12 protein-coding genes are annotated in these 12,101 nt (G+C 43.7%); 4 read left to right on the top strand and 8 right to left on the bottom strand.

Annotated features, from left to right (window positions below; translation table 11 throughout):
* Positions 1-113 precede the first annotated feature (113 nt).
* The gene (gene mltF, locus B5D54_RS14105; RefSeq protein ID WP_078927207.1) at positions 114-1,655 is read left to right on the top strand and encodes a membrane-bound lytic murein transglycosylase MltF; all 1,542 of its coding nucleotides are present in this window, start codon (positions 114-116) and stop codon (positions 1,653-1,655) included.
* A gap of 301 nt (positions 1,656-1,956) precedes the next feature.
* On the top strand, positions 1,957-2,088 hold the full coding sequence (locus tag B5D54_RS17445) for a hypothetical protein (RefSeq protein ID WP_267490085.1): 132 nt from the start codon (positions 1,957-1,959) through the stop codon (positions 2,086-2,088).
* A 56-nt stretch (positions 2,089-2,144) separates the two neighbouring features.
* Here the strand turns inward: B5D54_RS17445 and tadA are convergent, their stop codons facing one another.
* Together tadA and B5D54_RS14095 are read right to left on the bottom strand one after the other, a co-directional pair.
* Positions 2,145-2,657, bottom strand: a complete 513-nt coding sequence (gene tadA / locus B5D54_RS14100; protein ID WP_078927206.1) for a tRNA adenosine(34) deaminase TadA — start codon at positions 2,655-2,657, stop codon at positions 2,145-2,147.
* A gap of 52 nt (positions 2,658-2,709) precedes the next feature.
* Positions 2,710-3,582: a LysR substrate-binding domain-containing protein gene (locus B5D54_RS14095; RefSeq protein ID WP_078927205.1), complete on the bottom strand. Its 873-nt coding sequence runs from the start codon at positions 3,580-3,582 to the stop codon at positions 2,710-2,712.
* 129 nt (positions 3,583-3,711) lie between these two features.
* On the opposite strand from B5D54_RS14095, the gene B5D54_RS14090 reads away from it, so the two are divergent.
* Both B5D54_RS14090 and fghA read left to right on the top strand, forming a co-directional pair.
* Positions 3,712-4,842 carry an S-(hydroxymethyl)glutathione dehydrogenase/class III alcohol dehydrogenase gene (locus B5D54_RS14090; protein ID WP_078927204.1) on the top strand — a complete coding sequence of 377 codons (1,131 nt, stop codon included), beginning with the start codon at positions 3,712-3,714 and terminating at the stop codon, positions 4,840-4,842.
* A 57-nt stretch (positions 4,843-4,899) separates the two neighbouring features.
* Complete coding sequence (gene fghA / locus B5D54_RS14085) at positions 4,900-5,745, top strand: S-formylglutathione hydrolase (protein ID WP_078927203.1); 846 nt, start codon at positions 4,900-4,902, stop codon at positions 5,743-5,745.
* Between the two features lie 153 nt (positions 5,746-5,898).
* Here fghA and B5D54_RS14080 read toward each other — a convergent pair whose 3' ends face one another.
* From B5D54_RS14080 to B5D54_RS14055, 6 genes are all read right to left on the bottom strand, one after another.
* Entirely contained in the window at positions 5,899-6,486 is a 588-nt protein-coding gene (locus tag B5D54_RS14080) for a phenylacetic acid degradation protein PaaY (RefSeq protein ID WP_078927202.1), read from the bottom strand.
* A 12-nt stretch (positions 6,487-6,498) separates the two neighbouring features.
* Positions 6,499-7,425, bottom strand: a complete 927-nt coding sequence (locus tag B5D54_RS14075; RefSeq protein WP_078927201.1) for a PaaX family transcriptional regulator — start codon at positions 7,423-7,425, stop codon at positions 6,499-6,501.
* A gap of 123 nt (positions 7,426-7,548) precedes the next feature.
* Positions 7,549-8,856, bottom strand: a complete 1,308-nt coding sequence (paaK, locus tag B5D54_RS14070; RefSeq protein WP_078927200.1) for a phenylacetate--CoA ligase PaaK — start codon at positions 8,854-8,856, stop codon at positions 7,549-7,551.
* A gap of 70 nt (positions 8,857-8,926) precedes the next feature.
* Positions 8,927-10,132 (bottom strand): 3-oxoadipyl-CoA thiolase, encoded by a 1,206-nt coding sequence (gene pcaF / locus B5D54_RS14065; RefSeq protein WP_078927199.1) that lies wholly within the window; start codon positions 10,130-10,132, stop codon positions 8,927-8,929.
* Positions 10,133-10,603: a hydroxyphenylacetyl-CoA thioesterase PaaI gene (paaI, locus tag B5D54_RS14060; protein WP_242004475.1), complete on the bottom strand. Its 471-nt coding sequence runs from the start codon at positions 10,601-10,603 to the stop codon at positions 10,133-10,135.
* A 7-nt stretch (positions 10,604-10,610) separates the two neighbouring features.
* Positions 10,611-12,101: a 3-hydroxyacyl-CoA dehydrogenase gene (locus tag B5D54_RS14055; RefSeq protein ID WP_078927197.1), complete on the bottom strand. Its 1,491-nt coding sequence runs from the start codon at positions 12,099-12,101 to the stop codon at positions 10,611-10,613.

Below are 12,101 nucleotides of genomic sequence, written 5' to 3'. Positions count from 1 at the left end.
TGCGCATTCCGCTCTCTTTAAATTACGGGTCCAGCAAAGAATAAAGTCTAAACTTTGCCTTGGCGCTGGGGTTTGATATAAAGGCAGTACTTGATGTAAGAGAACTCGAATTAATGACCGTATTTCCTTTCGCGTCTTTCAGTCGCACCTTATTTCTCATTTGTTTGGCACTATTGATGACGGGTTGTCAGATTGACTCAGACCCTCAAAGTGAGTTGGAACAAATTCGCGCTCGCGGCGTGCTCCGGGTAGGAACGCTCAATAATCAGTTGTCTTACTACATTGGTCCCGAAGGGCCATCAGGGCTTGATTATGAACTTGCCCGTGAATTTGCCCGTGAATTGGGTGTTCGGTTAGAAATGAAGCCCGCTTACCGCCTCTCTAGCCTTTTCCCAGCGCTAAAAAATGGTGAAATAGATATTATCGCGGCAGGGTTAAGCCAATCTGAATCTCGTTTAAAAGATTACCGAGCAGGGCCTGCTTACTACTATGTTTCTCAGCAAGTGGTGTACAAGCCCGGTCAATGGCGTCCTCGAAACATTGACCAGTTACTGGCAAAACAAGAAGAATTACTGGCACAAAATGATCAACACCCCATTTTTAAAATTGTCAACGACACCCATTTCACGAGCACTCTTGCAGCGATTAAAGCCTCAAATCCTGAGTTTCAATACCAGATTGACAATAATGCCGATGTCAGTGAACTGCTTAAACAGGTCTCTAAAGGGGAGTTGCTCTTTACTATGGCAGACTCTGTGGAAGTGTCTCTATCACAACGTATCTATCCAGACATCGCCACCGCTTTCGAAATGACGGAAGACCAACCCATATCTTGGTTTATGCGCCGTTCTGATGATGAAAGCCTTTATGCATTAATGATTGAATTTTTTGGTAATCTGAAACAATCCGGCATGCTGGCTTCACTCGAAGAAAAATACATCGGTCATGTCGGTAATTTTGACTACGTTGATACCCGAGCATTTATCCGCGCTTTGGAAGCCCGCTTACCCAAGTGGATCCCTCTATTTCAGAAATATTCAGAAGAATTTGATTGGCGACTGATTGCGGCCGTAGCCTATCAGGAGTCACATTGGAACCCCAATGCCAAATCACCAACGGGGGTGCGAGGGATGATGATGCTTACCTTACCGACCGCACGCAGCGTGGGAGTAACCGATCGATTAAATGCCGAGCAATCCATCCGTGGAGGGGTTGAATACCTTCGTCGTATGGTCGAACGCATACCAGACAGTGTGCCACAGCATGAAAAAATTTGGTTTGCCCTTGCCTCATATAATGTTGGCTATGGGCATATGATGGATGCTCGTCGGTTAACAAAACAGCAAGGTGGTTCACCTGACGCTTGGGCCGATGTGAAAGATCGTTTGCCATTATTGCGCCAAAAAAGATATTTTACTCAGACTCGTTATGGTTATGCTCGAGGTGATGAAGCACGAAATTATGTAGAGAATATTCGTCGTTATTACCAAAGTATTATTGGCCACATGGAGCAACACCCCAATACCAATAATCTCGACGCCGGAACGGATGATTTAATTGTGATTACCGTCTCCGAAGCGATAACAAGTAACGATAGTCGGCCTGATGAGGGAGAAACGATGCCTCCAGAAAGCGCCCCCCATAATAATGAGTAAAAAACGCATAGCATAGAGTAATGTTCATCTATCTTATGGATGACATTTACTCTATTCTCCCCCTTGATTTTCATTACTAAAAATCATACATATTCAGGTACAGTGTTTATTCGTAGTGTGAGCGCTGTCGCTTGTCAAAAATAAAAAACCAGTGAAAATCAACTGTCACAAAACATTGATAAGCTTTTATGCTTGGTTCCTTACATACACGACTTCAACCCCATTCACGATGACACAACATCATAAAGGCAGAGGTATCAGGGTAAGGTTGTTTTTATTTATCAGTAGTAGGAGGGGTTTTATGTTACGACGTAAACGTCAGTCAAAACTCTTTAATAAAGCCGTATCAGCCAACCGTCGCCGACGTATGCTGGCCAATACAAAGAAGAAAGTGTTGGCTCGTCATCGAGCATTTGTTCAGTTAACCGATTAACCTAAAAAAGCAAACATCGGTACCATTTAGGTGTTTGCTTACTACTTCACTGGCTTTTATTCGTTTCTTTGTTGCTCTTTTCTTGCTTTAATCTCTTTTCTTCGCCGTTTGAAAAAGGCCTGTAGCTGTTCTCGACATTCATCTTCCAACAATCCTTTTTCAATACAGGCATAATGATATGCCGCTTGGCTGGCAAAAAGGTCCAGCACCGTTCCGGCGGCTCCGGCTTTGAGATCCGGTGCAGCATAAACAATTCGCTTTACTCGGCTATGCAGTAAAGCTCCCGCACACATAGGGCAAGGCTCTAAGGTCACATACAAGGTGGTATCGAGGAGACGGTAATTTTGTAATACCTGCCCTGCTTGACGAATCACTTGGATTTCTGCATGGGCGGTTGCATCATGGTGGCCAATCGAACGGTTCCAACCTTCAGCGATCACTTCGCCATCTTTAACTAACACCGCCCCAACAGGGACTTCACCTTCCGCTTCCGCTTTCTTAGCCAGTTGCATAGCCCGGCGCATAAACGCATGATCTTGGGGAGAAAAGCTATAGGGGGAATTCGTCATAATCGCCTCTTAAATTCATTGAGCGAGAGTATACCGACAAGATTACTGCAGGTTAAGACGATAAATGCAGAGCTAGGTGATCCACCAACAATCGAACCTTAGTGGATAAATGCCGATTTTGCGGATACATTGCCCATACGCCTTCTCGATCATCTCGATAATCAGAGAGCACTTCAATCAAGCGTCCATCCGCTAAATAATCTTCCACATAGTAGTCCGGCAATTGTGCCAGCCCCATCCCTTTCAAAGCGGCATCCAGCAATACCACGCCACTACTACAACGTACTCGCCCCTTTACCCGCACTTCTCGAGACTGGCCCTTTTCTTTAAAACGCCAGTGATCGTAAGTCCCTATCAGACAATGATGCTCCGTTAACTCCGATAAGCGGATCGGGCGTTTGAATTGCGAAAAATAGCTCTCACTCGCACAAACATGCAACTGACGATGGTTCAGTTTACGTGCCATAAAACTAGAATCTTCTAGTTTGCCTAACCTCACCGCTAAATCGATGCCTTGTTCAATTAAGTCCAACTTTTGGTTGGTGAGAATCAGTTCTAACTCTAATTGAGGATAGTGCAATAAAAAATCATGCAATAACGGCGCAATTTTCTGCTCACCATACGTGACCGGAGCCGTCACTTTGATTTTTCCGCTTGGAGAGTGTTGCATCTGAGTCACGGCTTGCTCTGCTTGCTGTAGCCCGTCCACAAGCACTCTGCATTGCTGGTAATAAACCAGTCCCGCTTCGGTCAAAGAGACTTGACGTGTCGTTCTGACTAATAACTTGACGCCTAAGCGTTCTTCAAGCTGTAAAACTCGGCGACTGATATTGGCGACAGAGGTGGACAGACGCTGCGCGGCGTGTGTAAAACTCCTCGCCTCGGAAACCGCCACAAATTCATTCACACCTTCCCAACTCGCCATAACCCCTCATTATTACTTATTTGTAAAAGTTATTCTCATTTTGCCCCAATTATCTCGAATAAAGAAAGAACTATACTAAAAATCTAACCAATAAAACCCGACTTCTGATTCTTCGGTAAGGAATACACCATGCCACAAGATAAATTTATTAAATCTCGCGCCGCCATTGCTTGGGGCCCGAATCAACCACTCAGTATTGAAGAAGTGGATGTTATGCTTCCTCGTCAAGGTGAGGTTCTAGTCCGAATTATCGCCTCAGGGGTCTGTCATACCGATGCCTTTACACTCTCTGGTGAAGATCCTGAAGGCGTCTTTCCAACCATTCTCGGTCATGAAGGCGGTGGGGTGGTTGAAATGGTGGGCGAAGGTGTGACGAGCGTCGAAGTCGGGGATCATGTTATCCCCCTTTATACTGCGGAATGTGGACAATGTAAGTTTTGTTTATCCGGTAAAACCAATTTATGTCAGGCTGTTCGAGCAACACAAGGCAAAGGTCTCATGCCAGATGGCACTACTCGTTTTTATAAAGATGGCCAGCCAATTTATCACTATATGGGTTGTTCTACTTTTTCTGAATATACCGTTCTTCCTGAAATTTCATTGGCAAAAGTGAATAAAACCGCTCCGTTAGAAGAGGTGTGCTTACTTGGCTGTGGCGTGACTACGGGCATGGGCGCGGTAATGAATACGGCCAAGGTCAAAAAAGGCGATACGGTTGCCATTTTTGGCCTCGGCGGCATCGGACTCTCTGCCATTATTGGCGCTCGCATGGTTGGAGCCAGCCAAATTATTGGTATTGATATTAATGAGAAAAAGTTTGCTCTAGCCAAACAGTTAGGGGCTACCGATTGTCTCAATCCTCAACAGTTTGATAAGCCGATTCAGGATGTGATCATCGAGATGACCGATGGTGGCGTTGATTTTTCTTTTGAATGTATTGGAAATGTCAACGTAATGCGCCAAGCGCTCGAATGTTGCCATAAAGGATGGGGGGAATCGGTCATTATTGGTGTCGCAGGGTCTGGACAAGAAATTTCAACACGTCCCTTCCAGTTAGTAACTGGTCGAGTATGGCGAGGCAGCGCTTTTGGTGGTGTAAAAGGTCGCTCACAGCTTCCTGGCATTGTTGACCAATATTTAGCCGGTGAATTTGGCCTACAAGAGTTTATTACGCATACCATGTCACTGGATAAAATCAATGATGCGTTTGATCTCATGCATTCCGGTGACAGTATTCGTTCTGTCATTCATTTTAAATAACCGTCTCATCATTCATATTATCGTTAGCGGGCAATAAGTCCGCTATAGGAGTACAAAATGAGCCTTACCCTTCTTAGTCAGGCAAAAGTTTGTTCTGGTTGGCATCAACAGCATCAGCACTACTCACTTTCTCTCAACTGTGATATGCGTTTTGCTATTTTTCTCCCCCCGCAGGCTACCCCTCACCACCCTGTACCTGTTCTGTATTGGTTATCAGGTTTAACCTGTACCGATGAAAACTTTATGCAAAAAGCAGCCGCCTTTCGTAAAGCCGCTCAGCTTGGTATCGCTATTGTGGCACCAGACACCAGCCCAAGGGGAGAATCGGTCACGGATGCGCCTGATGGCGCTTATGATTTAGGGCTTGGTGCAGGCTTTTATCTCAATGCCACTCAAGAACCATGGAAAGCTCACTATCAAATGTATAGCTACATCGTTGATGAATTGCCGATACTGATAGAACAACACTTTCCGGTCACCCAAGAAAGAGCCATCAGTGGGCACAGTATGGGGGGGCATGGCGCACTCACCATTGGTATTAAAAATCCGCATCGTTATCGATCGATTTCCGCGTTTAGCCCGATCTGCCACCCGAGTGTGGTGCCTTGGGGCCAAAAAGCCTTCCGCCATTATTTAGGTGAAGACACCTCAAATTGGCTAACATATGATTCGGTGGAGCTATTAAAAGAACAACAAACAACACTTCCTACCTTGATTGACCAAGGTGAAGCCGATCCTTTTTTAAAGGAGCAGTTACAGCCCCATACTCTCCAGGATGTTGTACAGCAGCACGCATTACCAGTGACGCTACGAATGCACCCAGAGTATGATCACAGCTATTTCTTTATTCAAAGCTTTATTGATGAACATCTAGAGTTTCATGCTCAATATCTTTCGACTTAATTCGTCATTGATTGCAAAGGGTAACTATCCACTATGGTAGAATTAATATTTACCCTTTCATTTTTCAGTTAAAAAACCGATCAATAACAACATGTTCACTGAAAGTCGGAATCGGTCACTTTTAAATAAAAATATTTATTATATAAGTTAAAATCACTTAAGATCATGGGTAGATTCCCAAATAATTCGTGGCCTATCTACGTCTAATTCTGTCAATGGTTCAACCAATTTCAATTCTGTTTGGCAACGATGAGCTAATTGTTGATAAAGGTGAGTTCCATTCTCTTTCCAATGCAATTCTTCATCAGAAACATCTCTAATTTTTCTTGCGGGACTTCCTAATATTAAGCTTCTTTCCTGATAATAACTTTTAGCTTTAACAAAGCTATTGGCTCCAACAATGGATTCTTTCTCTATGATGACTAGATCCATGATCACAGAATTCATTCCTACCAATGTATTTTCGAAAATATGGCACCCATGGATAATAGCCCCATGCCCAACATGTACATTTTTCTCCAATACTGTATCTTTTCCAGGAAACCCATGCATCACACAATTATCTTGAATATTAGAACCACTCTTTACGATCAAACGTCCAAAATCGCCGCGAAGAACAGCCAATGGCCCAATATAAACATTCTCTTCAATAATAACATCACCAATAATCTCAGCACTTGGATGTACAAATGCCGAGCTATGGATAACAGGGGTTACATTGGCAAATTGATAGACGGGCATTGGTAATTTTCCTTATTTAATTAAACCTCCAAATCGAAGGTAGTAGTTTGGTGAAGGCAATGGTAATTTACCATTTATCGCTTCTCCATTATTCATTAAGTAATTTAATGCTTTTGAGTGAACCTGATTATAAATATCTATTGTTAATTTTTCAGTTTTCTTCCTTGGCCAATTACTCGGTAACAGTTCCAGAGGTAAATCAGGATCTTTAATGATAATCTTTCGATAAAAGTGAATGACCAGCAAACGAATTTTAAATGCATCCTCATCCGTTAATGATGATTCACCTAATGAATTTATCATGTTAAAAACAGGATAAAACCTAGAATAGAAATCATTATACTCACTTTCTATCTTACTTAGATCCCACGATTTATTTATCATATTCTCAACAATATCAAAATTATCGTAGAACAATTCTGCCTGTTGAAATATCTTGGCACTTGGTATTTTACCTATAATTTCTTCCTTTGTTTCCTGAGCCATTTCTTTTAGATAAGGCTGAATAAAAAAATCCTTATCAAAGCAACCAAAACCTTTATATCTTAAATACTGCAACTTATCTTTACAATGGTTAACTGGCCCGAGTGATGTATGAATAATATTCCATTTCCCATTCCAGACTGGGTTTTCAGAATGGTATATTTTCTTATTAGCACTTAGTACTTCATTATATTTTTCTTGAGCTAAATAATAGTAGCTCTTCCGTCCAACCTTACTAATGGTTAACCAGCCATCTTTATGTAATCGAAAGACAGAAGAGCGAACCACTCGCTGATTAATACCTAGTATTTCCAAGCTATTAATAAGAGAGCCAAGCCATATTCCACCACCACAAGTCCATAAATAATCCCCATAAAGAGAAATGATAAGAGATGTACCACTGATCGATTGGTGGTCGACAATTTCCTTAAAAAAAGTATCTAATGTTAAATTCAAAATAGCTCCATGTATAACATCTCATTAGCTGAAACTCAGCCATATACTCAAGCTATCTATTATTAACAATTATCTGAGCTTATACCACACCCAAGTAAGAGGTTTGTTGGATGTCGATTAGATTCATGACAACGATTTGGGACGTAAATCCCTTACTCGTTGTGCTTTTCCTTCTGAGCGAGGAATACTATCAACGGGGAGTAACTCAACCGTGGTTGAAATCCCGATCATTGACTTAATTTGGTGTTGTAGACGCTTAATAATCACCTCTCTTTGATCAAGGTAAATGTTATCTTTTGCTTCAAGCAGCACCACTAAATGGTCAAGATTACCTTTACGGATAAGCTCCAGTTGATAATGGGGACTTAACTGCTCTATTTTCAGAATCTGTTCTTCAATTTGTGAAGGGAACACATTCACACCACGAATGATCATCATATCATCACTGCGTCCGGTAATTCTGTCCATTCTACGCATCGTTCTCGTTGTCCCAGGTAATAGCCGGGTAAGATCACGAGTTCTGTAACGAATGACCGGCAGTGCTTCCTTAGTCAACGTGGTAAAGACGAGTTCTCCATATTCGCCGTCAGCCATAACTTGTCCCGTTTTAGGATCAATAATTTCTGGATAGAAATGGTCTTCCCAAATGGTGGGGCCGTCTTTGGTATCGGCACATTCCATCGCCACTCCCGGTCCCATAACTTCAGATAAGCCATAAATATCTAGAGCAACGATACCTAGCCGTTTTTCTATCTCTTGACGCATTTCATTCGACCAAGGTTCAGCACCGAAAATACCAATTTTCAGTGAACACTGAGAAGCATCACCACCATAATGCTCTTCCAGTTTATCCAGTAAGTTTAGGCAATAAGACGGGGTCACCATGATGATGGTTGGCTTAAAATGCTCGATTAATTGCACTTGTTTTTCCGTTTGACCACCGGACATAGGAATGACGGTTGCACCCAGTTTCTCTGCACCGTAATGTGCGCCTAAGCCACCCGTAAATAAACCATAGCCATAAGCAATATGAATAATATCTTTAGCATTGCCTCCTGCAGCACGAATCGAGCGAGCAACCACATTTGCCCAAGTTTCAATGTCATTTTGGGTATAGCCAACCACGGTCGGTTTACCGGTGGTTCCGGAAGAAGCATGTATACGAGCGACATCTTCAATTGGCACCGCAAACGCGCCAAAAGGATAATGCTCTCTTAGATCATCTTTGGTGGTGTAAGGAAATTTAGCGATGTCTTCAAGACATTTAAAGTCTGAAGGATGCACTCCGGCTTCGGTAAACTTCTTGTTGTACATAGGGGAATTCTTATACGCATGTTCAATCGTCCACTTCATGCGACGGAACTGTAACTCTCTCAGTTCTGCTATTGATGCGGTTTCAATCGCTTCTTGTGTATTTGAAAATTTTATCATGATCCTTTCTCCTCAAAATCCTTTTGTTTCTAGCACCTTACAACCATGCCTTGTTCTACTTGCTTTTATTTCAAACGCTTTCAATAACCATAGCGATACCTTGACCAACCCCAATGCACATACAGCACAAGGCGTATCTTCCACCACGGCGTTCTAGTTCATTACAGGCAGCAATAACCAGACGCGTACCGCTCATTCCCAATGGGTGACCTAGGGCAATAGCACCGCCATTGGGGTTCACATGCTCTGCATCATCAGGTAAACCCAACTCACGCAATACGGCTAATGCTTGTGAAGCAAAGGCCTCATTCAGTTCGATAACATCCATTTGCTCAATGGATAGCCCGGCTATTTCTAGCGCTTTTTTTGCAGCTGGCGCAGGTCCAATCCCCATAATTGAAGGTTCAACGCCAACAGTTGCGGTAGCGATCACCTTCGCTACTGGATTCAAACCAAGCTGTGAAACCATTTCAGCACTAGCCATTAATACCGCAGCTGCACCATCATTAACTCCTGACGCATTTCCTGCGGTTACCGACCCGTCTTTTGCAAACGGAGCTCTAAGAGACGATAGTTGAGCTAGCGTCGTTTCAGGACGAGGGTGCTCATCTTCAGAGATAAGCAAAGGCTCGCCTTTACGCTGGGGAATAGCGACCGGCGTAATTTCTTGTGCCAATACCCCTTTCTCTTTAGCATTTTGGGTACGTTGCTGACTACGCAGAGCAAACGCATCCTGATCTTCTCTACTGATATTGAAGCGACGAGCAACGTTTTCTGCCGTTTCAGGCATAGAGTCACTTCCGTACTGCTTTTGCATCAGTGGATTAATAAAACGCCATCCGATAGTGGTATCAAACATTTCACCGTTTCGATCAAACGCCACGGTCGGTTTGCTAAGCACATAAGGAGCGCGTGACATTGACTCAACTCCGCCAGCAATCATCAATGAAGCTTCACCTGCTTTAATGCTTCTGGCTGCGTAGCTAATCGCATCCATTCCCGATCCACACAGACGGTTAATGGTGGTTCCTGATACCTCCATCGGCATACCGGCTAAGAGGAGTGACATTCGTGCGACATCACGATTATCTTCCCCTGCTTGGTTAGCACAGCCTAAAATGACATCATCAAGTAATGTCCAATCGAGCGCAGGATAACGATCCTTCAACGCTTTGATTGGAATCGCTCCTAAGTCATCAGCCCGAACACCTGATAATACGCCGCCAAATCGGCCTATCGGGGTACGGATACCATCACAAATGTATGCGTTTGCCACTTAGCTATTCTCCTCTACCAATTTCTTACCTAATCGATGTGCCTTACCCCGAAACAGGGCGACTAACTTGTTATCCTGATTAACGATTTCTACGTCATAAGTACCGATGACTTTGCCTTGCGATTTAACGTTCGCTATAGCCGTTAAGCGCTCACCTTCAAAGACTGGGCGGGCGTAGTCAATACTGCACCCAGAAGCAACCGCAGCCTGATTTTCACTATTACAAGCAAAAGCAAATGCGGAGTCTGCCAGCACAAACAGCATGCCACCGTGACAACTTCCATGACCGTTTAACATGGCTTGAGTCACGGTCATTTCTACTGTGGCTTGCCCTTTAGCCACGCTGACAATGGTCATCCCCATTGCTTTAGTACAATAGTCATGCTCTAGCATGGCTGAGGCAGAACGTTGAGCAATCGTAAGCTCATTTGCATCTTGCGTTGATGATATAGATTTAGGCTGACTCATCATTTTCTCCCTATGATACGAGTGCGAGTTGGCGAAGTAGTGGCGAAGGACGGTATCTCTCTTCTCCATAAAAATGCTGAAGATGAGTGATGGTCTGCAACACTGACGACCAGCCGAGCTGTTCACCTTGTTCAATTGGACCAAGCGGATAATTGACTCCACTTTTCATTGCAACGTCGATATCAGACATGGAGGCTCCACCAAGATTAGCTAAATCCAACGCTTCATTGATCAGCATCATCCATGTACGCCAAATAAGTAATCCCGGGTAATCCTTGACCATTAAGACTTGCTTCCCTTTCGACTGAAAGTAAGCGACCACTTGCTGATTTTGCTGTTCGGTATTTTGCATGGCAGGTGCGATAACCATCACTGGGCTATTCAGGTAGTTCTGGCAGTAGTCAAAAACCACCACAGGGCATGCTAGGGATACTGAAAGTTGGGTCGCTGTGATGCCCTGTGTAGGGACAACATGGATACCGTTAATATTCAGATAAGGAGAAGAGGTTGAGTCAGCTAAAGGCAGTTCCGTCATCTCAACAAAGCTCGGAGCAAATGCCCAGTCACCATGCAGTGAGCAGGTAGCGTTATCCGGCAATGTGTGAAGAGAGGCAAAGTTAACCTCTGAGAGCGAAGCCGAATCATCATAACGGTAAAATCCCCGTCTACTTTTTCGCCCAAGAAAACCCGCATCGACCAACTCTTTTTGAGTTAAGGAGGGTAGAAAGCGTTTATCTTGATAATAAGCATCGTAAACACTTTTGGTCACGGCATAGTTAACGTCATGACCAATCAGATCCATTAACTCAAAAGGTCCCATATTAAATTGACCGGCTTGTTTAAAGCAGTAATCAATATCCTGTACCTGAGCCACCTCCATTTCTAACGCTCTCAGTGCTTCAGCATAAAATGGTCGAGCAACACGGTTAACAATAAAACCGGGCAGCGAACGGGTCACAACCGCATGTTTACCACAGGATTCCGCCCACACTTTTGCTGTATTGCAGGTCTCATCATTGGTCGCTATCCCCCGCACCACTTCCACTAACTTCATTAAAGGGGCGGGATTAAAAAAATGCAGCCCGACAAATCGCTCAGGTTGCGTTAAAGCGCTGGCAATGGAAGTAATAGAAATAGAAGAGGTGTTACTTGCCAATAGACAATGCTCTTTACATATGGCTTCTAAATCTCTAAACAGACTCTGTTTTGCAGCAAGATCTTCAACGATAGCTTCAATCACCAAATCGGCTTTTGCGACATCTTGTAAGATGGCAGAGCACTCAATAGCGTTAAGCAGCGTTTCTCGTTTGGCTTCTTCCATTTTGCCACGAGCAACCCGCTTCGCTAATTGAGCCGAAATATCAGCCTTGGCTTGCTGCGCTTTAGCCGGTTGTAAATCAAACAGCACCACTTGGTAACCCGATTGGGCAGCGACTTGCGCAATCCCTGCGCCCATCGTACCAGCACCAATCACCGCAACGGTTTGTATGCTCTTACTCAT

It is taken from the genome of Vibrio cincinnatiensis DSM 19608 (assembly GCF_900167345.1).
Classification (GTDB): domain Bacteria; phylum Pseudomonadota; class Gammaproteobacteria; order Enterobacterales; family Vibrionaceae; genus Vibrio; species Vibrio cincinnatiensis.
This window is presented reverse-complemented; position numbering and strand designations above follow the sequence as displayed.

Coding starts and splice junctions, on each gene's coding strand:
- mltF (WP_078927207.1), top strand. CDS start 114: ATGACCGTATTTCCTTTCGCGTCTTTCAGTCGCACCTTATTTCTCATT.
- B5D54_RS17445 (WP_267490085.1), top strand. CDS start 1,957: ATGTTACGACGTAAACGTCAGTCAAAACTCTTTAATAAAGCCGTATCA.
- tadA (WP_078927206.1), bottom strand. CDS start 2,657: ATGACGAATTCCCCCTATAGCTTTTCTCCCCAAGATCATGCGTTTATG.
- B5D54_RS14095 (WP_078927205.1), bottom strand. CDS start 3,582: ATGGCGAGTTGGGAAGGTGTGAATGAATTTGTGGCGGTTTCCGAGGCG.
- B5D54_RS14090 (WP_078927204.1), top strand. CDS start 3,712: ATGCCACAAGATAAATTTATTAAATCTCGCGCCGCCATTGCTTGGGGC.
- fghA (WP_078927203.1), top strand. CDS start 4,900: ATGAGCCTTACCCTTCTTAGTCAGGCAAAAGTTTGTTCTGGTTGGCAT.
- B5D54_RS14080 (WP_078927202.1), bottom strand. CDS start 6,486: ATGCCCGTCTATCAATTTGCCAATGTAACCCCTGTTATCCATAGCTCG.
- paaK (WP_078927200.1), bottom strand. CDS start 8,856: ATGATAAAATTTTCAAATACACAAGAAGCGATTGAAACCGCATCAATA.
- paaI (WP_242004475.1), bottom strand. CDS start 10,603: ATGATGAGTCAGCCTAAATCTATATCATCAACGCAAGATGCAAATGAG.
- B5D54_RS14055 (WP_078927197.1), bottom strand. CDS start 12,101: ATGAGTAAGAGCATACAAACCGTTGCGGTGATTGGTGCTGGTACGATG.